Origin of the sequence: Hyphomicrobium sp. (assembly GCF_036780825.1) — a bacterium.
Lineage (GTDB): Bacteria > Pseudomonadota > Alphaproteobacteria > Rhizobiales > Hyphomicrobiaceae > Hyphomicrobium_C.
Genome location: NZ_DAIQCD010000007.1, coordinates 35879 through 60009, shown reverse-complemented (window position 1 = coordinate 60009; position 24131 = coordinate 35879). Strand labels below are relative to the sequence as shown.

The window sequence follows — 24131 nt, the reverse complement described above, 5'->3', positions numbered from 1 at the left end:
TATCTAGAATAGTCGCCGGCGATTGCCATCGCAGCGTGGACGAGTGAGCTACGATCACCGTGGAACCAACGACGCGGGACGAGGCTACATTTACGTACAGCCGTCTCATCACCCTGAGCCACGACGAACTCCAGGAGATTGTCGCAAGCGAGCCTGGGAAGGCGGCCGGCCTCGTCGAGGCTGCGGCCAAGCTCGGATTTGTGACCGCTCAGATGGTTTGGGCGCAGATGCTCTTGGATGGGATCGGAACGCGCCAGGATCAGGCAGCCGCGTTCCGCTGGTTCGAGATCGCGGCCGTGTCGAGGCAGCCCGAGGCGCTCAATATGCTTGGGCGCTGCCACGAGGTGGGGTGGGGCTGCGCGGTCGACTACGCTGAGGCCGCGCGGCTTTACGAGGAGGCCGCCGCAACAGGCTATGACTGGGCCCAATTCAACCTCGCAACACTTCTGTTCTCTGGAGCAGGTGTGACGCAAGACTACCGCGAGGCACTGGCGCTCTATGTGCGCGCCGCGCGCCAGGGACATGCCAAAGCCATGACTGTGATCGGCCGCTACCGGGAGGAAGGCTGGACAATCCGGAGATGCCCCTCGTCCGCAAGGCAGTGGTATGAACGGGCAGCCAAACGGGGCGATTTCCGCGCACATTACGCCCTGGCGTGCATGATGCGCGTTGCAGGGAACAGAGCGCAAAGTCTTATTCATTTCGAACAGGCGATCGAGGGCGGATTCCCATCGTTCTGTCGTGACATCGCGGCCGATATGCTGGTTGATCCCGATGACGAAATGAGACGTCTCGGCCGGCGCGCCCTGGAGCGGGCCTGCGCCAGTGGCGCTCGGGACGACTTCCTGCGCTATGCGGCAGCACTCGATGAGGGCATCGGAGGCGATCCCGATAATGAGGTCGCCGCGGCGTGGCGTTGCAAGGCGGACGCCCAGATGCTCAAGGCGGGATTAAAGCCTCATCCCCGGAGGCGCGGACGCAAAGGCTTGGTCCAGGTGCTCCTGAGGCGCTTCACGAGCCCGCCCTGCGTCCGCCTCTTGTGAAGGATTTGTGTGTTGTGACGGAACGGTGGCATCGCTTGCCGAGGCAGCAGAGGATGGCCGTTCGGTCGGTCGGTGAAAGAGATGTCCGATGGGAAAAGCAGGGTCGGAAGCGCCTCAGCGGTTGATGATCGAGTCTACGGATCATGATGAACTGTCGGAATACTTTTCGCGCCGCGTCTCAACGGTGACGTTTTCCGCAGTCGCGGGAACCGACAAGCTGGCCGCTTCGGCTACGGTGGCTTCCGTCGATCAGATTGTTGCGATCCAGGCTGAGATTCCGACCGGTGCACGCCTTAACCAGGGCGAGGATCTGGATGGCTATTTCCTGCAGCTCCCGACGGCAGGGGAGGCGCGCTGGCTACGGGGCGGACAAGAGGTCAACTTCGGCCCGGCCGTGGGCTTTATCGGGAGGCTGCGCCGGGGCGAGATTCTGGAATGTTCGGCCGGATGGTCTCAATCGGCCTTAAGGCTGTCGTCCGCTCAAATGACGAGATGCCTATCGCAGTTGCTCGATCGGCCGATCGTCAATCCATTGGAGTTCGCGCCCACCTTCGACATGGCGGCGAAATCGGCAAAAGCCTTGTCATTGCAGGTTCAGCTCGCGGCGACGCCTCTCGACGGAGAGGCTTTTTTCTCATCTTCGCCCCTGGCGGCCGCCCAGTTTTCGGAGTGCGTGGCGACGTTCGTCTTGGAGAACTTCAGCCACAATTATTCCGAGGCGCTTTTGCGCCGCGGCACCGATTTGACGCCGAAACGCGTGAAGCGAGCAATGGACTTCATGCGTGCGAACATAGAACGCCCCATGACGTTGGAGGAGATCTCTGCGGCCGCATCAACGAGCGTGCGGGCCCTGCACTACAGCTTCAAGCAGTTCCTCGGCCTCTCGCCATTCGAGTATCTGCGGCAGATCCGGCTGGAAGCGGCCTACAAGGAGCTGGCGACTGCTCCTGAAAGCGTCACCATTGCCGATATCGCGAGAAAGTGGGGGTTTCCTAACGCCGGCAGGTTCGCCTTTCACTGCAAGCAAAGTTACGGACACGCACCGTCCAAAATCCGCCGGTCCCGGTCGAGCGAACCGGTTTGAAAATACGCCCGTCTTGTTGGGCTTCGTTCCCAGGCATGTCCTTGGAGCGCATGAAGACTTTTAGAGGCGAGCAGGCGTGGAAAATCTCGCCAAGGGACGTTGCGAGGCCGATGGTTTCCGAGTCAGGTCGAGGGTCCGAATATGACTTCCGATTTCGATATCCAGCGCGGACCGTCTATGGTCATGATTTCTACGCGTGCTTGCTTGGCGCTCGCTCGAGGCCGTAGCGGCGTGGCAACCGTATCCGCGGGCACGCGCTCGCCGTTGTTACTGGTGGGAGATGCGTAGAGCACAATCGTTCGATTTTTGAAGCCGATTATAAGGTCGTTACGCGGCGCGACCGGAGGGGAGGAGGGTGCGGGGTCACCCGTTGCGTCCAGCTCCAGCGCAGCGGCGATCTGCGCTAGGGAATCTGCCTGTGGGGGCTGTTGATCCGCCAAATCCGACAGCAGCGGCGTGGATGTTGCCGAACATGCCGCGAATAGAAAGCTGACAGCTAGGATCATGATCAGCGAGGGGTATGCTTCGATCCTGCTCACTGGGAGCTCCCAAAACATGGAACAACGCAGCTAAGTTGACCAAGCTGCAAATATGCAAGTATTCAATAGAATGATGAAATCGGCTGCTCTCCATAAAAATGTTCGGTGAGCGCAATGGCCAAAAACTCTTTTCCGTTGTCAGTCTTACTATCGTAAATGTTGAAGGAGAGCTACTCTGACGGTGACGCGACGGCCCGGAGAAATCGATATCCTGGAACTCGTATCCATATCGGAAGCGCCAGGCTCGCCTGAAGAGACCTCGAATAAGCCTGGCACGCTGCAAACGTGGCTCCGGAAAAACTTTGGATTTCTCGCCTGTGTCGCCGGGCCGACCCTCGTCTTCGCTATTTATTTTTTCCTCATCGCTGCGGATCGCTACGAAAGCGAGAGCCGCTTCGTCGTCCGCAACCCGAGTGCCGCTACGGCTAATCCCCTGTCGGCCCTGGGGCACGGGGCTGGTGCTACGCGATCGACCGACGACGCTTATGTGACGCATGCTTACATTGCTTCGCGGGACGCCCTCCGAAAGCTGATCACCGAAGCCGATCTTCTCGAGCGCCTGGGGCGGGCCCAAGCGGATGTCATCTGGCGGTACCCGGGACCGGTCTTTGCCCACACCGAGGAGCGCCTCTGGAAGCATTTTCAGAGCTTCTTCGAAATCGACTACGATCACACGACGGGCATCAGCACGTTGCGGGTTCAGGCCTTCCGCCCCCAGGACGCTCAAGCTCTCGCTGAGGCTCTCATCCAATCGGCGGAAACGCTCATCAACCGACTGAGCGAGCGCTCGCAGGGGGATGCCGTGCGGATGGCCGAGCGCCACGTCGCGGAAAACGAGGCCAAAGCGCGGGAAGCGCTCGATCGCATGACCGCGTTTCGGCGCAGAACCGCGATCGTCGATCCGGGGCGTCTCTCGGCCGCCGGGCTCGATACCATCACGCGTCTCGCACTCGAGATCGCGAACACGCAGGCGTCTCTTGCCGAGCTCTTGCAATCCTCGCCTGATAGCCCTCAGGCCAGTGGGCTGCGGCACCGTATTGCTGCGTATGACGCCCAAATCCAGAAGGAGCGCGAGGTGCTGGCCGGCTCCGACACATCGCTCGCTCCTCTGATTGCGGAATACGAGACCTTGGTCCTCAACCGCGAATTTGCGGAACGTGCATTCGGATCCGCGCAGGCAGCGCTCGACATGGCGCGGGTAGACTCCGAGCGGCAGCGTTTGTTCCTGGACAGGATCAGCACGCCGTCGTTGCCCGATTACCCAAAGTATCCCAAAAGGGCTCTTTCCACGATCTACGCCTTTTTGATCCTGTTGCTCGTCTATTCGATCGGGCGCCGGTTCGCCGCCAACATTAAGGCGCACGCGGGGAGGTGAGCTCCATGACAAGGCTTTTGGCGCCGGACGCCATCGACGCGAAGCCGACGCAGCTCCTGCCGAATTCCCTCGTTCAAGATGACGATGGCCGCGCGATCGAAGCGCGAGATATCGTGAAGGAATTTCACACTGAGATCGGCACGCGGCGCGTTCTCGACGGGGTATCCTTTCGCGTAGGGCCTGGCGAGCGCATGGCCGTTCTCGGCCGCAACGGAGCGGGGAAGTCGACGCTCATACAGATTCTCGCTGGCGTCCAGATGCCTACCAGCGGCACCGTTACACGCGGTCTCAGGATGTCATGGCCGCTAGCGCTCGGTGGCGGCTTCGAAGGCGAGCTGACCGGCTTCGACAACGTGCGGTTCATATCGCGCATCTACGCAGTCCCCTTTGCTGACGTCTTTGATTTCGTTGAGGAGTTCACAGAGCTTGGGCAACAGCTCCACATTCCCGTGCGCTACTATTCAAGCGGCATGCGGATGCGGCTGGCGTTTGCCCTGTCCCTCGCGATCGACTTCGAATGCTTTCTGATCGATGAGGTAATCCTCGTCGGCGATCAGCGCTTTCAGAAAAAATGCCACCATGAAGTTTTCGAGAAGCGTGCGGACAGAGCCATGATCCTGGCGATCCATGCCATGGACGTCGTGCTGGAGCGGTGCACGTCGGCGCTGGTGCTCAAAAACGGACGTGGCCGCGTATTTGACGACGTCAAGCTCGCAACCGATATCTACGGAACGCTCTAACGATCAGGCGCTCAGCTGCGAATCGAACCGCGCGTTTCATCCGAGCGAGGCGAGAAACGCGTCCACGTCTTCGAAGTAGCGTGTCCAGCGCGGCGCTTTGAACCGGGCGACCTCGGCTCGCGCCTCGATGGATATCGTGCTGTTCCGGTCGGCAAGTGCCTCGATGGCAGACCGCCACCCAGGGCCGTCGAGCGGATGGCGAAAGAGCGCGCGCCCCTGCGAGACCTCTCTGAAAACCGCAATGTCAGATGCGACGACCGGCGTTCCGACAGCCAGGGCCTCGACCACCGGCAGGCCGTAACCTTCGGCGAAGGATGGACAGAGAAGCGCCCTCGCATTGGCCATGAGGGTGGCGAGGGCGTCATCCCCGATACCCTGTGCCTCGATCAAGAAGGGGCGGAGCTGTGCGCTGTGGTCGAGCACGTCGAGCACCTGCTCGTTCTCCCAGCCGCGCGCTCCCACGATGACGAGTTTAGGAGGCGTCCCGCCGCGCTCGATCACCTGACGCCAGGTGTTGAGCAGCAGAAGATGGTTCTTGCGGGGCTCGATCGTGCCCACGATCAGGAAGTAGCCGGCCTGCGCCAGCAGTGGATCGCTTAGCGAGGTGGGATCAGAGGCAGGCAACGTGGCCGGCAGCGCGACTGTCCGCATCGGCGGGAGCGGAAGGCCACGATCGCGATACTCCCGGGCGACACGGTCCGCCACGACCTGCGTGGTGGTGATCAGGCCGCGAGCATGGCGGACGATGGTGTCGAAACGGCGCCGGAACAGGCGATCGTAGCCGGGCTTGAAATACTCGGGGTAATCCACGGGCAGCAGATCGTGGACAAGAAACACCGACTTGACGTCGGGGCGGGTGTCAAGCCAGCGGAAGAACCCAGGGTACTCAAAGGCGTGTTGCGCAACGTTGAGGTACACTGCGCCTTGGGGCAGCACCTCCGACGTCCCCCAGGCCAGCCGCCACCGTACCTGGGCCAAGCGGCGTGCAAAGCCGTCGTCACGGTGGCGTGCGGATGCCATCGGGTCGGCCCATGGCAGCCCCGTGAGGCCTTGGTAGATCCTTTGAAAGTCCGTGTCGTGATGCCGCCGGCTGCCCACCCATCGCGACCCGCAAGCGAAAGCCGCGAGTCGGCGGATCGCCTGCGGATCGTGACAGCGTGGTTTGAAGAGGCCGTAATGCACACCGGCGCGGGCCCGTTTGGCGAAGTGCCCAAGATAGGCCGTGTCGACCTTGTCGATGCCCGATGGCTGCGTCACCGGAAGGCGGGACACGATATGCGTGAGATCGAAGGCGACGTGACTTGCCATGATCTATGCGCTCAGGCGGCGTGGACCGGGAGAACGGAGGCAACAAATTTTCGCGGATGTTGCGCGAATCGCATTTTCAAATCCCGTCATTTCGCATTCAGAATTGCCGACATTGGTGACGCTCAGTTCTCACTCGAGAGCTCGGCGAGCCGGTGGCGCATCATCTTACTGCGCCGCACGAATAGTGAAATGATTGGTCTTATGGATGAGTATGGTATACTGATTAACAGATGTAAGAGAGTTTATTGAAGCGTGGCGAGCGCTGTTCGGCGCGTAAATGTTTTGCGTATAATGAGTTTAGTTCGCTTTGCTCAACTTATGTTTGGCGTCGGGCTCGTGTCGAGTGTAGCTGCTTGCAGCGGGTCGGGCCCGACAGGACACGACTTGGTCAGCGCCGGGGGGAGCCAGGACGCGCCTTTCGCGCTCGTTGACATCACCGACGAAAACCTGGCCGTTGTCGCCAACTGGCATCGCCCGTCATTCAGTGCCGTCTATGGCGACTATCGCAGTCCGAAGGTGCAGCGGGTCGACGTTGGGGACACGGTCCAGATCAACATCTGGGAAACGGGGTCGGGCGGCCTGTATACGGTCCCTGGGATCGACCGAACAACGCCAGGGTCGCGAATTTCCTCAATCCCCGATCAGGTCGTGGCCCGTGATGGATCGATCAACGTGCCCTACGCGGGACGAATCCGGGTCGCAGGCAAGACGCCCCCGGAGATCGAAGAGCTGATCGTGCAGGGTCTTGAGGGCAAGACCGCCGACCCGCAAGCGATGGTGACGCTGACCCGGAACGTCAGCCATTCGGTGACGGTGACCGGCGATGTGACGAATGGGGCCCTCGTGCCTCTCAACCCGAAGGGCGACCGCCTGCTCGACGTAATCGCCCAGACCGGCGGCATCCGCGCTCCGGTCCATGAAGCCTTCATCACCGTGTCGCGCGAGGGTACGTCGCTGACCGTGCCGATGCAGGCCATCCTCGCCAATACGCAAGAAAACATCTACGTCCGGCCTGCCGACGTCATCACGGTGTTCAGAGCACCGCAGTCGTTCACAGCAGTTGGCGCAACCGGACAAAATGCTGTCATCCCCTTCGATGCCAGCGGGCTGACCCTAGAGGAGGCGATGGGCAAGGCGGGCGGCCTCATCGACCACAGGGCAGATCCACGTGGCGTCTTCGTGCTCCGCTATGAGCCGACGACGCTCGTTCGCGGCTACGCCGATGTACCGCCGCATCTTCTGCACTACGGAAATGTCGTGCCTGTAGCCTATCGGCTCGACATCGGAGATCCCGTATCGCTGTTTCGAGCCCGCCGTTTTGCTATGCGGGATAAGGACATCCTTTACGTGAGCACTGCGCCGATCAGTGAGCTTGAAAAGGTGTTCCGTCTCGTCGGGCAATTGTCCGCACCGGGTATCGCGGCGTACAACGTCTCGCGTTAGGTGCGGGGTGCCCGCCGAGGCGGTCAGTGTGCGGTTCTGGCTGAGGATCGCTCGATGATGCGTGCGCGCAAAGATCAAATCCCGATCCTCTATGATGTGACGAGGCTCGCCCTGCGTGTCGCCCGCGGCACGCCGAACGGCATCGACCGAGTCGATTATCGGTTCGCGCGGCATTTTCTCGCTCCCGAGCATCAGGGCCAAGGCGTGCTGCTCGGACCGTTCGGCCCGCGAAAGATCGCGAACAGTGCGGCCAATCGAGTGATTGGTGTGATTGCAGACCGCTGGAGAGAGGTCGCCGATCCTGGTGTCGATGCGTCATACCAGCGGCTTCTCCGATGGCTTAAGGAGGGTGCTGATGAGTGTTCCAAAACAGCCGCTGCGCTCTCCGCTTGGAAGACGACCGCTTGGTCGCTCTGTCGTATCGTGCGGCATGTCGATCCCTTTGGAAGGGAAGGACCGCTTTTCTCACGTGGCTTGAGGACTGCGGCGCAAGCGCGTTCGGTCTATCTCAACGTCAGCCAGTTCCCGACTTTTTCGAAACGCTATTTTCGCTGGCTCGATCGTCGCCCCGATGTCCGCGCGGCCTTCTTTGTCCACGACCTGCTGCCACTCCAGTATCCGGAATTCTTTCCGTCGATAGAGCATCGCGTTCACACGGCGCGGTTGGATGTCATTGCCCGCTATGCGTCGGGAGCGATTGTGTCGAGCGCAGAGACCAAAGCGGCGCTGCAGGGCGAGCTCGGTGCGAGGGGCAGGCCTGAGCTGCCAATTCAAGTGTTTCCGCTTGCTGCCGAGGAGAGTTTCCATACGGCCACGGCGGCGGCCGCCGAGCTGGATGGAGCGGATTACTTCCTAACGGTCGGCACCATCGAGCCACGTAAGAACCATTTGATGCTGCTGAATGTCTGGCGTGACATGGCCGAGAAATTGGGCAGCGGTACGCCCAAGCTCGTCATCGTGGGGGCTGTCGGCTGGGACTGCGAAAACGTATTCGATATGCTGGAAAGGTGCAGAGTGATCCAGCCTCACGTTATCCTGGTGCGGGGTTTGTCGACCCCTGCGCTTCGTCGGGTTCTGGCCCGAGCACGAGCTCTGCTCATGCCGTCGTTCGCCGAAGGGTTTGGCCTTCCCGTCACCGAGGCCTTAGCGGCCAAGACCCCGGTTATTGCATCCGATATCGCCCCTTTTCGCCGACTTGGCGCGGCGTCGCTAATCTTGATCGATCCGACCGACGGCCCAGGCTGGCGGGCAGCCATTCTGCAGCAGCATCACACGCAAACATCAGTCGAGATGCAGCCATATAAAGATGTGGTGACCTTGGAGGGAATCTCTTCGTGGGGAGACATGGTCGAATTTCTTTGCAGTCTTCCAGAAGCAAAAGGGTAGACACGCCGAAGGCAACCGAGGCAAAGTATATCATATAATATGTATTGTGATTTTCCGGGGACGTAGATGGGGATCGGCTCGGGTTGGCGGATTGCGAACCAGGCGCATCTGCGCATTGTGAACGGCATACTCAGTCGGCATGAGCATATCGCGCTGCAGTGGTTTGCACCTCGAATTCCACGCTCTCTCACGCCAGATCATTTGACGGGGTTCGCTTTATTCGGCGCCGTGTTGGCCAGCATCGGCTTGGCAGCGAGCAATGTCTCCAACGTCTTTCTCGCATTGGTGATTCTGGGGCTCGTCATCAATTGGCTTGGAGACTCGCTCGACGGCACGCTGGCCCGGTATCGTAAGATCGAGCGTCCTCGCTATGGGTTCTTTGTCGATCACATCTGCGACGCCGGGGCACAGATCCTGATCGGCGTCGGTCTTGGGCTTTCGCCTTACATGCGCCTGGATGTCGCCTGCCTGGCGCTCGTCGCCTATCTCGTGCTCAGCGTCTACACGCTCGTCAAGCTTCACGTCACCCGCACCATGCAGCTGACGTATCTCGGCATCGGTCCGACCGAAGTGCGAGCCCTGATTGCGGCGGGGGCGGTGGCTTCCCTCTGCGTCGACCTTCCCGCGATCGAGATCGCTGGCCAGACGATGACGATCTTCGATGCCGTTGCGCTTGTTTTCATTGCGCTGGCGTTGGCTGGCGCGATGAGAGCGTTCTTCCGTGATGCGCGGCACTTGGCGCGTCTCGATCCTCCACCCGCCCTCTCGCTGACGGAGACGATCATGGGCGATCCGCAGACTCCAAACGGCGAGCTTGTTCGGAAGGTGCTTCGCTGTCCGACGCGGTGAGCGCAACCGGGTGCAGATCCGCGCGATGGCAGACAGGTGTTCAAGTAGCTGTTGTGGATGACCCGCTCAAATCCTTTTCGCGCCATGCGAACCGGCGCTTCGCTTTGTCGGGGACCTCAGCGGTAAGCGAACGCTTCCCGTACAATAAGCCGCCCCCGCTGAATGATGGCACGCTATCCGGGTGCGTGTCGCGCGAGCTTATAAGCTTTGCGCACTATGACTATCTGGGGCTCGCCCGAGATCCGCGGGTGCTGGATGCCGCCAAGTGCGCCATCGACGATTTCGGAATCGGTGCGGGAGCGTCACGCCTCGTTGGCGGCGAACTCGCACTCCATGGGCAGTTGGAGCATGGTCTCGCCGACTTTCTCGGCGTGGACGGGGCCCTCGCTCTCGTGAGCGGCTACGGAACCAATGTCAGCCTTGTGGCGCACCTGCTCGCGAAAGGCGATCTCATTCTCGTCGACGAGGCATCCCACAACAGCATCATGACCGGAGCCGGTCTCTCCCGCGCGGCGGTGGAGAGCTTCCGGCACAATGATCTCGGCCATCTGCAAGCGATCCTGGCCCAGAGGCGCGGGCTGCACATCCGCGTGCTCGTCATCGTCGAAGGGCTCTACAGCATGGACGGTGATATCCCGGACCTGCCAGAGCTGCTTGAGATCTGCCGGCGCCATGATGCTTGGCTCATGATCGACGAGGCGCATTCGATCGGGGTGCTTGGACGCACGGGGCGGGGAATCACCGAGCATTTCGCCATTCCTCCCTCCGAGGTCGACCTCATCGTCGGCACGCTGTCCAAGGCGTTTGGATCGTGCGGCGGGTTCATAGCCGCCCGCTCGGAAGTCATTCGATGGCTCCGCGCAACCCTGCCGGGTTTTGTCTATAGCGTGGGTCTTGCTCCTCCGAACGCGGCGGTAACCCTTGCCATGCTGAATATTCTGGAAACCGAACCGCAGCATTTGGAGCGGTTGCGCGCCAACTCGCGCTATTTTCTCGACAGGGTCAAAGATGCTGGACTCGATACCGGCAATGCGGTTGGCATGGCCGTGGTGCCCATCTTTTTCGAAACCATCGAACAGACGCTATCCACTGCTAACGCCCTTCTTGCGGAAGGTTTCTATGCGCCGCCCATCGTTCAGATCGCGGTTCCGAGAGACGCGCCACGCATCCGCTGCTTCATCACGGCGTCGCATACCAGGGACGATATGGGCCGGTTCGTTGATGCACTGCGGCGTCTTTGTGCCACGCCGCAGCGGGAGCCGGACGCGTCACTGACGCGGCTGACTTGGCAGCGTTGATTTCTAGAGCGCGTTCACCCTTTATCGGAATTGGATTGCGCGACGTGAACGCGCTCTAAGTTTTTATTTGAGAGACTGATTCACGTTCTCGGTGAATGCGTCTCCGCATCCACCTCAAACGATTAGGCTCTATCAGATTAGGCTCTTGTAGAGAGCATCGATCCGCTCGGCATAGCGCTCCACGGAGAAGGCCTTGGCGCGCTCGCGGCCGCGGCGGATGAGTTCCGCGCGAAGGTCGGCATCGCTGTCGAGCTGACGGAGTCCTCGCGTTATCGCCTCGAGATCGTAGGGATCGACAAGCACGGCCGCATCCTTGGCGATTTCCTGTAGCGACGACGCGTTCGACGTCAGGACGGGCGTGCCGAGCAGCATGGCCTCGAGCACGGGAAGCCCGAACCCTTCATAGAGCGACGGAAACATCAAAGCTCGCGCGCCGCGGATCAGGGAAATCAGATGATCGGGCGGCAGATACGGCAATTGCCGCACGCTCCGGCGCCGTGTGATCCGCGATCCGTTCATCTCGTATGTCAGGAAGCGCTCGTCGTTGATCTTCTTGATGATGTCCTCGTTCATCCAGCCGGCGCTGCCGGTAAGAATGAGCGGGTATTTGCTCCCGGACGCTGCGTGCGCGTCGATAAGGCGAGATACGTTCTTCTTCGGCTCGAGTGCGCCGACGAACAGGAAGTAGCCGCGCATCTCAAGGCCGAACAGCGCTGCGATATCCCTTGCAACCACGCTTTCGTCGCGCTCGGCCAGGTCGCGGGGAATCTCGACCGATTGATACGTATTGGTGATTCTCCCCTCGTCGATCCCGGTGAAGCGGATGATGTCTTGGCGCGAAAACTCCGATACCGTGACGATATGATCTGCCCTGGCGCAAAGATCGCGGATCATGTGCAGGACATATTTCTTGTCATCGGCCGTCGTCGCGGGAAGCCGCAGCGGAACGATATCATGGATGGTGTAGATGTTGGGGCATCCGCGCACGGCCAGGGGCGCCGGTCGCGTCGCGTGAAAAAGCCGTGGCGGCCGATCGAACTTGAGCATGAGGCGGTGGCCGTAGCGCCTGAAGTGGGCTTGCTCGCGCTCCACGAGATGCGGCACGATGCTGAGCCCCGAAAACGACGACAGGGCCTTCGATATGGGCGAGGCGACGACCGAAGGTTTGGAAACGTTGATCGGGACAACGGAGATCGGCAAGGCTGTTATGCGGCGCCACTCCGTCTTGATGGAACGGGCGAGAGACGGCGGCGGCTCGGCATCGAACAGGCCGATCTCGCTGAGCTCTGGGTCCGTGCGGCTCGCCGCCCGGTGCGATTCGAGCAGCGCCCGGAGTTCGAATCCGAGGCTGCTCAACACCTGCGCGAGAGTCCGCGTATAGGTCGCGATACCCGTTCCTGACGGAAGCATCAGGTTGATGGCTTCAATAAGAATGTCGGCTTCGGATGAATGGTCGCTCACGGATTGCGACTCCATACGTCGCGCCTGCGACCGGAAGGCATTTTATGGTCTGCATATTGCCTGACGGAGCGGCGTGCTTCAACGTTGGGACAATCGTTTGATCTCGTCTCAATGATGCCGGGACGAACACGGATGGAATATCACGGCCGAGCACTGATCGGACCGCCGAGCGCGTTTACCGCCCTCGTGTTCAAGTTTGTCGCGTTGCTCGGCAAGGCGCATGAGGCCTTGCTGACGACATCGAAGGATCGAACCGATCCTGTGGCGCCCGACATGCCGGAGCATGTCGTTTTGATGCAGTTCCCGAGCCCATCCGCGATCGAAGGCATACGCGAGGGATGGCTCCACCCTGTGCTGCTCGTTCCTCACCCCTATTCCGCGGTTGCGGAGGCCATGCAGGCGAAGCCCACGCATCTTCGGGATGTGCTGAGAACCCTGTCGGCCTCGGCAGTTGCAAATCTGGCGATCGGCAGCTGTCCGACGGCGCGCCTTGTCGTGGAAGATCCGGCGAAGCGGACCGATGATGCGCTGCGCGAGGTGGTTGCCGCCCTTAATCTCGATATTCCCGAAGCCGCAATCGCCGCAGCGTTGCAGGCTTGTTGTGCGAAGGAGGGTCTCGCCGCATCCTTGGCGGCGGCATCGGGCACCTCAGGACAAGCCGGGGAGCTCTCTGCCGACGACCAGAAAATCGTAGCGGAGGCTTTATTTCCTATTGTGTATTTTGCCTTCGGACATGTCGGGATGCCCGTGAATTGGCCAACCCTCCTGTTGCTGGACGCGGACAATCCCGGCAACACCGCCCCGGCTGTCATCGACGTCACAGGGCCCGCCAGAAACATTCTCTATGGCCCCTACCTGCATCTCCCGCCGGCGGACTACGATGCGGAGATCATGATACGCTTTTCCGACTGGCTCGACGACGTTCCGTTCGTGCTCGGGGTTTACGCCAAGGATTGCCTCGCTGAGGTTCGGCTCCAGCCGCAGCGGGCGGGAACCTATGGGGGATCGTTCCCCATCTCCGTCGGCGATCCGTGTGAAGCGATCGAAATCCGTCTCCGAAGTGAAAAAGGGGCCATCGAAGGCGATCTCTCGATGCTCGGATTGAGTTTTCGCCTAAAGGATGCGGCGGCGCCTCTCGTGGTCGATCAAAGAGGCGCGGCGTACACCCGGTAGGTCTTGCACGCGGGCCCCGCTGCAAGCTCTCCGAGCTTGACCATGGGCCGGTTGCTTTCAAGCACCCACGAGAGCTCGACCCAGTCCAGATCGTAGCTCCGAGCAAGCGATAGAAATTCGGAGACGAGAAGCGAGAGGACCGCGGGCGCGAGATGCGTGTGCCGGATCTCCGCCCTCATACCCAGGAGCGGTACGCGCGCGGACTGCCATTGGTCGGCCCAGATGGCGTAGGCAAGCTTCGCCCAATTGAATGGAAACAGCCGGCCTCTCCAGGGCGCAAAAATGCGGTTGATATCGGGAAGGACCAGCATCATCGCGCCGGGCCGCCCATCGATTTCCACGATCCGCCCGAACTTGCCCCTGATCAGCGGACGCAACTGGCGCGAGATCGCGATCATCTCGACATCACTGAACGGCACAAAGCCCCAGTTTCCGCTCCAGGCATCATTGAAGATATCGAGGATAGTGGCGATCTCGCGGGCATAATGCGCCATGTCGAGCTCTCGCACGTGGATGCGGCCGGATCTCCGCGCGAGCGTCGCAAGCCTCGAGATCTCCGCCGGCATCCGGTTGGGCTTGACCCGATAAGCCAACAGATCGACCTCCTTGGCGAAACCGTTCGCTTCAAGCAGGCGCCCCATCCACGGCCGGCTATGTCCGCTCATGATGGCTGGCAACGTGTCGAAGCCATCCACCAGCAGGCCGCTCTCCTCGTTGATGGTGAACGCGAAGGGGCCCACCATGCGCCTCATGCCTCGGGCCTGCAGCCACGCTCGGGCTTTTTCGATCAGTCTTGAGGCGACCTCATCGTCATCGACGGTCTCAAAGAAGCCGAAGTGCCCGGTTGCATCGCCGCGAAATGCCAAATGGCGGTGGTTGACCTGAGCCGAGATCCGGCCTGCCGGCAGTCCATTCCGATAGGCAACGAAAAACGTGGCCTCTCCGAAACTGAAGAACGCATTGTGTTTGCGAGAGAGGCGTTGTCGCTCGATAATATTCGGCCTCGCAACCCAGGACGCGTCGTTCTCGAAAACGACGTACGGCACGCGCAGCCAGTCGCGGATGCGCTTGCCGCTATCGACCTCCATGATCTCGACTCGATGTCTCGTCATCTTGCGGGACGCTCCGCAAGCTTTCCGCCGAGTTCCAGGATTCTGTCCGACTGCGCATGCCCCGTCTTTGCCATGCCCTGGGTGTTGATACGGCGGGCCAATGGAGCGAGGCGTAGCAGATCTTTAGCCTGATTGATCGATGTCGGATCGTCAACTAGGCTCGATCACATTTTTCCCCTCCAGGCGCTTCCCGGACTTGTGAGGACGAAGAAGGATCTCTGCTTTCGGATAAGCGCATGACGATCGAACCACGAACGATCAGGGACCGCTCCGCAAGCGTACAGGGTGACGCCAAGCAGTCCGGCGCAGGGCGGACAAAACGGGTGCTCAAGAGCATGGGCGTTTTTGCCCTGTTATTCCTGCCATCAATTCTCGCGGTGACCTATTACACGCTCATTGCAGCCGATCGTTACGTGTCTGAATCCCTGTTCGTTGTCCGCACTGCGGCGAAGCCGCTTGCGCCAGCCAGCGTGGGGACCTTGCTCCAGATGAGCGGTCTCGGTCGTGCCGAAGACGACGTCTTCTCGGTGCAGGCGTTTCTGACATCTCGCAACGCGTCCGATCATCTGATGGAGAATCTTCCTGTGCGTGAGATCTACGGTCCTCCGGAGGCTGATTTCGTCGCCCGCTATCCGTCGTTTATTTACGGCGAGAGCGGTGAGGAGTTTTACGCGTATCTAAGCTGGATGGTCACGACGAACTACAGCGGTACGACGGGAATCACGACGCTCCGTGTGCAAGCGTTCGACGCCGAACACGCTAGGAAAATCAGTGTCGCACTGCTCGATCTAGCCGAGACGATCGTAAACCAGATGAACGTGCGCATGCATGCCGATGCCGTGCGTATTGCGGAGGACGAAGTCAAACGCACGGAAAACCGCCTCGTCGAAGCCCAGACTGCATTGACCCGCTTCCGCAATGCGGAACTGATGATCGACGCTGCCGGCTCGTCCATTGTCATCGCCGAGGTAATCTCCCGGCTGGGTGCGGAGCTGACGCAGCTCGAGGCGCAGATCCGTGAAATTACGGCCGCCGCGGCAACAAACCCCCGGCTTCCAAGCTTGCACAGGCGGGCAAAAGCCCTGGAGGACCAGATTGCATCCGAGCGCAAACGGATTTCCAGCGAATCCGATGGGCTCGCGGACAAGCTGGCCCTTTACGAGCGGCTCGTGCTCGATCGCGAATTCGCAAAGCAGGTACTTGACGTTGCGGTGCGCGCGAGAGAAGCGGCGCAGCAAGAAGCGCGCCGGCAACAGCTATACCTCGAGCGCGTGGTTGAGCCGTCGGCGAGCGACAAGGCCACGGCGCCTCAGCGCGTCAGGATGATCGCGACTGCGATCGGCCTCAATGTCATTTTTGTCCTGGTCGGCTGGCTCATCTTCGCGGGTTTGCGCGAGCACGCGACTCAGCGGTCGCGTCAGGGATAGAGTTCTAAGCTTTTTGTTTCTTCGTGCTGCTTCTCAAACACTTTAACCGGCATGGCTTCGCCCGGTTTCTCGCTGCATGCCTTCGCCCGGTCTCTATCTTGCATGGCCTCGCCGGGTCGCTGTCTTGCATGGCTTCGCCATGACCGGTTCCCACTTTCCCGGAAGCACTCTAGGCCGCGTGCAATTTGCTCCGCACGGAATCGAGAGTGGCCATCGCTATGGCGAGCAGCACGAGCCCGCACAGCCACGGGTACCAGACAGTGTAATGCGTTGGGACGGCCTCTCCCAGATAGCCGGCACGGAACATCTCGTAGCAATGGACCGTGGGATTGTAGAGCGCGATGGTCTGCATGCTCTTGGGCAGCCACTCGGCCATGAAGAGAAAACCGGATATCGGCAGGATTACGTACTGCAGCGGCTGGACCAACCGTTCCGTTACCTCCGAGTATTCGGTCAAAATCGCGATGTTGGCCGCAAAGCCGAGAGACAGAAACCCCATCGAGCACCAGCCGAGCAGGGCCAAGCCGGGGTCCGCCGGTGGATCGAGTACGCCAGCCGCCATCAACACCAGGGATACGAGCAACAGCGCGCTGGTGGTTCCCACGAACTCGAGTGCGAAGCGCGCCATGAGAACGTCGAGCAGCGTGAGATGGCGATGATAAAGCACGCCCGCATTCTGGCGGAATACATGCACGCCGGCATTCGAGATATGCCGCCAGAGGGTCAGTGGAAGATACCCGGTAAGGACAAACGCCAAGATCGGAACGCCGTGCTCATAGGGAGACTTGAGAAGCGACCAGATGAGCATCACGCCGGCTGTTAGCAGCAATGGCTCGAGAACAATCCAGAGGAAGCCAATGTTGGCGCGGCCGTAGCGCTTCATCATGTCCCGCACCATCAACGCGCCGACGCAGCGCATTTGCGTGGCCAGCCCCGGATAAAAGTCCTTGCCCATGTTGCCTGCGCGTAGACTGCTCGCACGATCGGTCGCCAATATTCGCACATACCCCGCGGCTTGGCCGACCGCAAAGGGTTTTGAGGATTTGAAGAGACTTGCGTGTCGCCTGGAAGATGGAGTGCCTTTTCGCTCGATACTGCCGAGGCTCCAGTTTCTCGCCATCGAGCCTTGTCGCAACGATCCCGAGCCCAGCAGTGAGATGTTCCCGGTGGCGAGGTGCTGCCTCAGGATGCGGCCGGCCAGCGGGCGGCATCCAAATAATCGTCTGGAGGGCTCGCCTCCATCGCATTCGAAGCTGCACGAATCACCTTGATGGCATCGGCCAGCGCCTGCAGAGCCGCAGCCTCCTCTTCCTCGTCATCGGTGAGCGCCAGCCCTGCCACTCTTTTGTTCGTAAGCTCGGTCGCGCGCATCAGCGCATTGAGCTGCCGGATCATGCATGTGTCGAGATCGCTCGCGCCGGTCAGAGCGATGATGCGCCGCTGAGCTTCGGCCCGAATGTCGTCAGCCGTGACGAGCGGGCTCCTGAGCCCATGCGACGAGAGGAGACGATGCAGGCTCTCGATCCCGTCAATCTCGTATGTGCGAGCGGGGTCGGATATGTCGATGAAGGCACCGGCGGCCGATGACCAGATCCGGCCATCGGTTTTGAGCCGCCAATACCATGCCGCGGGATCATGTCTGTCATCAGCAAAACCGTCGATCTGCATCAGTAGCTCCCAAAATCTCGGAAAAGAAATGCGTAGATGTTGCGGCCGGCGCCGGTTCTGTTCTCGAAATAATATTTGCCGAGTGCGTCGCAGCTTACATTGAGGCGCCCATCCGCGCCGGTCATCCCCGCCAGCGGACCGGTATATACGCCGAGGTCGGCGTGGGTCGCGATCGTCACGAACGAGGGGCCCGTGGCTGCACGCATCCAAACGAGCCCCTTGCCGAAAGCGATATTGTTGGTGAAGATCAGCAGCATCGATCCGAACTGGTTGGCCTCGAGGTCGATCATTCCCGCGGTATTGTTGTTCAGGACCAATCGAAAATAGAGGCCGAGACGGTTCATGATGCTTTGAGGCGCGGAAAATCCTGCTGGCAGTGCAATTTGCCCGGTCGAGCGGTCGACGACGATCGAGTCGTGCCATGTGGCGCCATCCGGAGAGACCTTTACGTGCCAGTCGTCATCGCCCGTGAGGCCGAACTCGGTGCGGCCGGAAAACCCGCTCTGAAACAGAACGGACGCGGTATCCGCAGCTTCCGCCTTGTTGATCTTGAGCTGATGTCCCGCCCCTTCGTGATTGAGGAGTGTGGCGGGAGAATTGACGGAAAGCCGGTTACTTGCGTCCGCCGTGGCATTCACGCCGATGAACGGTGCCGGGTTCACGGAAGCGAGCCCATTGATGATCCAATCACCGCTCGCGTACACGTAAAGCCGCGCCTCCGCAGCAATCCATGCCAGCCAGCCCTCGCGCGGCGCATAAAAGGCCCAGGCGCCATCCTGCCAAGCCGCGATCTTTCCCGCCTGTTCGGCCCACGCACCTGACGGAAACGCGGCGACGATATAGCGGTCCCCCTCGGTGGGATGATCTGGCGGTGCGGCCAGATCTCCTGAAATCACGCCGATCTGCACCACTGCATCGAGCGCCCTCAACGCCTCGTTGTGGGTGACGTGCTTTTGCGATTGTGCTGCGATAATGTAGGGCAGCGAAAGGTTGGAGGAGTGATCGGACATAGCCCACCGAGTCCTGTCATCAACAGACAGCTGCAAAGTAAGATGGGTGGCGACGGGGAGGATAAATAAGGGTCGCGTTCACAGCGGAGCCTCTGAAATTGGCAGAACGCTGACGCAGCATTCGGCAAGGGCGGTTGCTGAGCGGTCGGCCTCCGCCTTTGTGCGATCACTGGATCTTGTGGCACGCAAATACGCTTGAAGACTGTGTCGACGCAGCTTCTAATTCCGGAGCAAGTCACAAATTTGTTTAACTGCAATTGCTATCCAGCTAACGTTTCTAAGTCTTTTATTTGATTGCCATGCGCCCCTTTTGTTATGTCAGCGTGTTTTGTTTGGAGCGTACCAGTGATATCGACTTACCTCCTCGTTAATCCATTTGATCCCAGTACGTGTAATGGCGTGAACTCCTATTGCTACAGCGTAGAGAAGGCGCTAGGTGGAAAAATAAAGGTCGCCACCCTCGAAAACAAAGATAATCTGCCGCCGTATCTTTTTAGAGAAGCCGTTTTGAATTATGTGAATAGGAACTTCCCCAGAAATGAAGTGTTGATCGAAGCTCCGGAGACGAGAGCGGCAACTTTATTGCTCGATCGCAGCTATCAGACGCATGTCAGACTTCATACGCCGTTGTCGATTTGCCATAAGTTTGAAGGCTCCAGGATCGACCAGGATGTTTTATCACAGGAGCTGCGTGCGATATGCCAGGCTCGAGTCGTTTCCGCCCCCTCTTGGGGAATCGTTGATGAGCTTTCATCGTATGTCGATACGTCAAGTTTTGTAATAAATAAGAATCCAACTCGAAAGGAGGTGGCTTATATTCCTAAGTCGCTTCGAAAATACGACGTCGTATTCATGGGGCGGTTTCAACGGCTGAAGGGGATGCATTATTTAAATGCGATATTGCATAGGTTGCCTTCGGCCTACAAGGTGGCCCTGATAGGCCGTGGCGCCAGCTCCTTCCGTGGGATGGGCGACATGACGCTCGACGTGACAAAGATCGAGCATATTGAGGGCCCAGCTCGCTTCGAGTACCTCGCTAACGCACGCTGCGTCATCGTGCCGAGCCTTTTTGAAAACTGCTCTATGGTCATGCTTGAGGCGCTCGCGGCTGGAAGCGAAGTCGTGGCCTGGAAGGTGGGAGGGAACGATGAGTTCCCGCCGGATCTCGTAAAAACGGTGCCATTCGATTCGATCGGGCAATTTGCGGCTTGCGTTCGGGATGTTGTGGAAGGGGCGGGTCCGGGAGCGGCAGCCTTTGACTCCTTTGTTGAGGCGGTGAATAGAGACTTTGAAACCGGCCTTTCCTCGGCGATGAGGCTGGCCCAGTGTCTGCCTGACGCGCCGCATAGATCCAGCTTTGTCAAGCAGAAGACGACTGAGCGTATAAGCGCTCCCATTAATCTAAGTGATGCGGAGGAGTTCTTCTTCAATAAAAGGGCGTTCGGTTTCACGATCAGCAATGAGCATATTGAAGAGATGTGGGCGCCGGTGCTGCATCACCTCGGGATATCGGCTCGTTTTGTTTGTCGGCGGCCGCTTGGTTTTCATTCGAAGTTTGGCGAAGCGTTTCCCGTCGATCCTCGGATGTTCAGCAAATATGATTGGATCAAGTATTCCGATCGTCTTATTGCGGATATTGAGGAGTATAAACCACACTTTCTCCTAACGCATAACGGAAGTCATCCCATGTACAAGGATGTCATGGAGAAAATTAGAACCCTTGAAATTCCTATTGTATACACGGAGCTGGGATGGTTCCCGCAGCAGGGAAACGTGTACTTCGATAGGCACGGCGTGAGCGGAGCTAGCTCTTTAGCAAAGGAAAGCTATTTTTCTCTTACGGGAGAGGAGTTTGATCCGTCATCCGCAGCTAGCCAGAGTCTCGGCAGGGATATTTTTCTGCCGGCACAGCTTAGCAATGATACGAATTTGCTGGTATTTTCACCTCGGTTCAGGTCGATGGACGAGTTCGTGACCTACGTTCTCGATGAGGTTGGTCCGGACAGGAAGATTTATTTGAAACCGCATCCCCTTGATGGACACGGAGATCGTTTTAATCACCTGGCTTCAGCAAACGTCATCATTGTTCCAGCAAGCGTTCCATCTTCGAGCATTCTAGAGAAAGTTGGCCATGTGGTTGGAATTAATAGTACGGTTCTGCTCGAAGCGTTGAATTATCCGGTGAATATTTATTCCGGAGGCGCCGGGATTTTAGACAACAAGGGTGTCGTTCGAAGCTTTGTCGAGGGAGAGCTCGGGGAGTTCCTATCGGATACGCTCTTCGGCACTTTGGACGCGCGACAGCGGCTCGTTCGATGTTTGAAAAAGCGACAAGTGGATGTTGCTGCTATTATGGATAGGTCGCTGATTGAGGATGGCGCCATGCATCCCGGTTTGGCGCCAATCGCCGAGGCGATTTTCTTGTCGAGTACAAAACGGTGGCCTGCGGTCGCGGCTAAGATGGACAAGAAGCCAGCGGCTCCGACATCAAGCGCGGCAAGGCCGGCTTTATCGGGTGCGGCGAACAAGATGAGACTGCCGCAGTGTTTGGTAGGGGGACTCAGGTTAGCGCGCCACGTCACGCGCCGTGGCAACGGCGTGATCGAGATTGGAACCGGCGTCGCGGGACATGCGATCTTCGGCCCGTACCTCCCCGTCGAGCCTGGCCGCTACCTCGTTTCGCTCGAACTTGGATGCGATGAGAAGTTCATGTCCGGTCTGCTTGGTCGCTCCGGGGAGGTCGCCATCGACGTCGTCGTCGACGGTGGCAGCACGGTGCTGGCCGAACGGCGGGTGACGACCACGCAGCTCCGCAACGGAGCCGCGCGCCAGGAGATCGATTTTACTGTGCCGCCGGGCAGCGTGGCGGTTCCGCTCGAACTCCGCGTCTGGAGTGATGGTAGGTCTCGCGTCCTTCTCAAGGAGGCGGTGCTCGGCAAGCGGTCGTAAGTCATGGCTCGCCATCGCCGGTGTCTGCTATACCGCTTCACGGGCGAGGAGGCCGCTGGGAACGCCTACCATCTCGCCGCAACGCTGCGGGCCAGCGGCCGCGTTCCGGTCGTCGTGCCGCTGTGGGATGACGGTTTGCACTGGTCGGATGTCGAACAGTCTCCCCTCATCGAGGGATGTGACCTGGAGAGCGTGCCGCGGCTCTCGGCCTTCGCTTTTCGGCGGCGCCACGGCTACGATCTCGATCTGATCGATCTTTCCGCGCACAATTTCGCGATTGGCGATATCCATGCCGATACTCTGCTCACGGAGTCGGTCTGGAGCCAGAAGCTGCGCGGCGTGGCGGCAACGATCCATCGCTTGATCGGACGTTTGAATCCGGAAGCCGTTTTCGTCTCGCATGGCGCGGAGGTGATCTCGCGCATTGTCGCCGCGGTCGCAAGCCGCATGGACTGCAAGCTGCTCTATTGGGAAAGCCCGTTCTTCCCTGGGTATCACTTCGTTGATCCGGTGGGACCGCATTTTTTTCGTGGCGCTTGCCGCATCGACACCTGTCTCGCGCCATCGCGCGCTCGGTCGGATGCTGCGCGCGATGAAGGGCGCAGCTTCGTCGAGAGATGGCGCGCGATGCGCCAGTCGAAATACCCGCAATATACGGCTCCCGCCGAACGCGATCGGCTCAATCGCTGGCTGGCAATGGACACGCGCCCCGTTGTCTTGATTGCGGGGCAACTGGCGAAGGACGCGAATGTTGTCGTCAGCCTCGGGGCTTTCGCCCGCTACGAAGATAGCGTGCAAGCGGCCGCGCGCGCGGTGCCGGACGGATGGCGCACTCTTTTCAAGCCGCACCCGCTCGATCCGGCACCGGAGCGGTGGGTGGATATTTTGAGTGACCAAGCCTGGATCGCGTCGGACGTCAGCCTGCACGACATATTTCCCGTTTCCGAAGCCGTCGCCACACATTCCTCGAACGCAGGCCTCGAGGCGCTGATGGCGGGGTGCCCGGTTATCGTCTGGGGCCGGCCGGTCTATCGCGCAAAGGGCGTCACGCACGATCTCGAAGTCCCGGAAGATATCGCGCGCGTACTAGGTTCCGGAATGCCGACGCCCCCGGACCCAGAGCGTGTCGCCACTCTCGTGGGGCAGATCGTCGGCGATGGCCTCGTTGCGCATGGCGACGGCGCGGCGCTCGCGCGCCTGATCGAGGAGGCGAGCGTGAAGGCAGCGCCCGCGCGCCTGTCGTGGTACGGCGCTCCCGTGCAGCAGGCGGCCGCGGCGGCGCACGCAATGGAGCGCGCTCTCTCCGAAACGGGTCGCGTCGCGTCGGCCCTCGATACGCTCCCTGCGCAGCAACGCGCACTATTTGAGAGCTGTGCCGGATCTGATCTTCATCGTCGTGTGCACGGCGGACCGATCATGCCGGAACGGGAACGGATCGTCCCGGACCTCGCGACCGCATTCAACACGGCGGGCTGGCCGGAGCGCGTCCTCTTCGATCCGACGGACCTGCAGCAGGAGCGCGATCCTGCTGCAGCGCTCGCGCGCATTGAGGAGGCCGTGCAAAAGAGAACGAGCGTCGCGATATCGCTCAGCGATGCCACCGAACGATCGTGGACACTCCAAAGGCTGACGCACCAAGATGTCAGCGATCTTCTGCAGGAGCAGGGTCTGAGCGCAGCGGCATTCGGCATCAACGCGGGCAGGCTCACGCGCTTCGTCGAGGGGCATGGGGTCTACGTTCTGAGAAGAGGCGCAAGACCGATTTCGGCGGCGCTCATCCAGCGCCTGACCACTACACCGCTCCCCTATACGCTGAGTGCAGACCTCTTCTCCTATCCGGAACCGACAACCTCTGTCGGGGAGGCGCGCGAAATCCGCCTTGCCGAAGGTCGGCACGTTGTCTTCGGTGCTCCCGTTATTCTGCCGCGCGGCCGCTGGATGGCGACGTTCCGCCTGAATGCGAAGCGCACTTTGCAGGAGCGTGCGTTCGCTCGCGCGCGCGCCCGGGTGACGCTCGACGTCTATAAGGTTGGCGACCGCATCGTCGGGATGGCGGATGTCGCTCTGCCCGCTTGGCGCCAGCCGTCGCTCACGTTCGAGGCAGACGGCGTGTCAGACTACGAGTGCCGCGTGTATGCCCATGGCCCGGCCGCGGCACCGATCCTTCGGTTTTCCGGCGTGAGCCTTGTGAGCGTCGGTGAAGCCGAGCCGTTGCCGCGCGATGCGGTTGCAAGCCGTCTCTGGGCCGGGGGCTGATTTCCCAGGG

19 protein-coding genes are annotated in these 24131 nt (G+C 60.2%); 12 read left to right on the top strand and 7 right to left on the bottom strand.

Going from position 1 to position 24131, the window contains the following annotated elements; genetic code table 11:
• The first annotated feature begins 59 nt into the window (after positions 1–59).
• Positions 60–1043 (top strand): tetratricopeptide repeat protein, encoded by a 984-nt coding sequence (locus tag V7P99_RS05090; RefSeq protein ID WP_333793707.1) that lies wholly within the window; start codon positions 60–62, stop codon positions 1041–1043.
• A gap of 88 nt (positions 1044–1131) precedes the next feature.
• Positions 1132–2127 (top strand): AraC family transcriptional regulator, encoded by a 996-nt coding sequence (locus tag V7P99_RS05085; RefSeq protein WP_333793706.1) that lies wholly within the window; start codon positions 1132–1134, stop codon positions 2125–2127.
• 122 nt (positions 2128–2249) lie between these two features.
• On the opposite strand, the gene V7P99_RS05080 is transcribed toward V7P99_RS05085, so the two are convergent.
• Positions 2250–2666, bottom strand: a complete 417-nt coding sequence (locus tag V7P99_RS05080) for a hypothetical protein (RefSeq protein WP_333793705.1) — start codon at positions 2664–2666, stop codon at positions 2250–2252.
• A gap of 181 nt (positions 2667–2847) precedes the next feature.
• Between V7P99_RS05080 and V7P99_RS05075 the strand changes: the two genes are divergently transcribed.
• Positions 2848–4041, top strand: a complete 1194-nt coding sequence (locus V7P99_RS05075) for a capsule biosynthesis protein (protein WP_333793704.1) — start codon at positions 2848–2850, stop codon at positions 4039–4041.
• Positions 4042–4046: 5 nt separating this feature from the next.
• Entirely contained in the window at positions 4047–4781 is a 735-nt protein-coding gene (locus tag V7P99_RS05070; protein WP_333793703.1) for an ABC transporter ATP-binding protein, read from the top strand.
• A gap of 36 nt (positions 4782–4817) precedes the next feature.
• Here V7P99_RS05070 and V7P99_RS05065 read toward each other — a convergent pair whose 3' ends face one another.
• Positions 4818–6089 (bottom strand): glycosyltransferase family 4 protein, encoded by a 1272-nt coding sequence (locus V7P99_RS05065; RefSeq protein ID WP_333793702.1) that lies wholly within the window; start codon positions 6087–6089, stop codon positions 4818–4820.
• A gap of 384 nt (positions 6090–6473) precedes the next feature.
• Here V7P99_RS05065 and V7P99_RS05060 point away from each other — a divergent pair, with 384 nt between their 5' ends.
• The 4 genes from V7P99_RS05060 to V7P99_RS05045 all read left to right on the top strand — a co-directional run bounded on the left by V7P99_RS05060 (position 6474) and on the right by V7P99_RS05045 (position 11065).
• The gene (locus V7P99_RS05060) at positions 6474–7532 is read left to right on the top strand and encodes a polysaccharide biosynthesis/export family protein (protein ID WP_333793701.1); all 1059 of its coding nucleotides are present in this window, start codon (positions 6474–6476) and stop codon (positions 7530–7532) included.
• A 54-nt stretch (positions 7533–7586) separates the two neighbouring features.
• Positions 7587–8918 carry a glycosyltransferase family 4 protein gene (locus V7P99_RS05055; RefSeq protein ID WP_333793700.1) on the top strand — a complete coding sequence of 444 codons (1332 nt, stop codon included), beginning with the start codon at positions 7587–7589 and terminating at the stop codon, positions 8916–8918.
• 231 nt (positions 8919–9149) lie between these two features.
• Positions 9150–9767, top strand: a complete 618-nt coding sequence (locus V7P99_RS05050; RefSeq protein ID WP_333793699.1) for a CDP-alcohol phosphatidyltransferase family protein — start codon at positions 9150–9152, stop codon at positions 9765–9767.
• Positions 9768–9952: 185 nt separating this feature from the next.
• Positions 9953–11065, top strand: a complete 1113-nt coding sequence (locus V7P99_RS05045) for an aminotransferase class I/II-fold pyridoxal phosphate-dependent enzyme (RefSeq protein WP_333793698.1) — start codon at positions 9953–9955, stop codon at positions 11063–11065.
• A gap of 132 nt (positions 11066–11197) precedes the next feature.
• On the opposite strand, the gene V7P99_RS05040 is transcribed toward V7P99_RS05045, so the two are convergent.
• Positions 11198–12526 carry a glycosyltransferase family 4 protein gene (locus tag V7P99_RS05040; protein ID WP_333793697.1) on the bottom strand — a complete coding sequence of 443 codons (1329 nt, stop codon included), beginning with the start codon at positions 12524–12526 and terminating at the stop codon, positions 11198–11200.
• 132 nt (positions 12527–12658) lie between these two features.
• Between V7P99_RS05040 and V7P99_RS05035 the strand changes: the two genes are divergently transcribed.
• Positions 12659–13699, top strand: a complete 1041-nt coding sequence (locus V7P99_RS05035; protein WP_333793696.1) for a hypothetical protein — start codon at positions 12659–12661, stop codon at positions 13697–13699.
• Here V7P99_RS05035 and V7P99_RS05030 read toward each other — a convergent pair.
• Positions 13672–14811 carry a hypothetical protein gene (locus V7P99_RS05030; protein ID WP_333793695.1) on the bottom strand — a complete coding sequence of 380 codons (1140 nt, stop codon included), beginning with the start codon at positions 14809–14811 and terminating at the stop codon, positions 13672–13674. The two genes, V7P99_RS05035 and V7P99_RS05030, sit on opposite strands and share 28 nt — an antisense overlap.
• A 236-nt stretch (positions 14812–15047) precedes the next feature.
• Between V7P99_RS05030 and V7P99_RS05025 the strand changes: the two genes are divergently transcribed.
• Positions 15048–16238, top strand: a complete 1191-nt coding sequence (locus V7P99_RS05025; RefSeq protein WP_333793694.1) for a capsule biosynthesis protein — start codon at positions 15048–15050, stop codon at positions 16236–16238.
• A 169-nt stretch (positions 16239–16407) separates the two neighbouring features.
• On the opposite strand, the gene V7P99_RS05020 is transcribed toward V7P99_RS05025, so the two are convergent.
• From V7P99_RS05020 to V7P99_RS05010, 3 genes are all read right to left on the bottom strand, one after another.
• A complete protein-coding gene (locus V7P99_RS05020; RefSeq protein WP_333793693.1) occupies positions 16408–17193 on the bottom strand; it encodes an ABC transporter permease in 786 nt (261 codons plus the stop codon).
• A gap of 227 nt (positions 17194–17420) precedes the next feature.
• The gene (locus V7P99_RS05015; RefSeq protein ID WP_333793692.1) at positions 17421–17906 is read right to left on the bottom strand and encodes a hypothetical protein; all 486 of its coding nucleotides are present in this window, start codon (positions 17904–17906) and stop codon (positions 17421–17423) included.
• Positions 17906–18916 carry a DUF2793 domain-containing protein gene (locus V7P99_RS05010; RefSeq protein WP_333793691.1) on the bottom strand — a complete coding sequence of 337 codons (1011 nt, stop codon included), beginning with the start codon at positions 18914–18916 and terminating at the stop codon, positions 17906–17908. Before V7P99_RS05010 ends, V7P99_RS05015 begins: the two co-directional genes overlap by 1 nt.
• A gap of 345 nt (positions 18917–19261) precedes the next feature.
• Here V7P99_RS05010 and V7P99_RS05005 point away from each other — a divergent pair, with 345 nt between their 5' ends.
• The gene (locus V7P99_RS05005; RefSeq protein WP_333793690.1) at positions 19262–21865 is read left to right on the top strand and encodes a glycosyltransferase; all 2604 of its coding nucleotides are present in this window, start codon (positions 19262–19264) and stop codon (positions 21863–21865) included.
• A 3-nt stretch (positions 21866–21868) separates the two neighbouring features.
• Positions 21869–24121 carry a capsular polysaccharide export protein, LipB/KpsS family gene (locus tag V7P99_RS05000; RefSeq protein ID WP_333793689.1) on the top strand — a complete coding sequence of 751 codons (2253 nt, stop codon included), beginning with the start codon at positions 21869–21871 and terminating at the stop codon, positions 24119–24121.
• Positions 24122–24131: the final 10 nt, after the last annotated feature.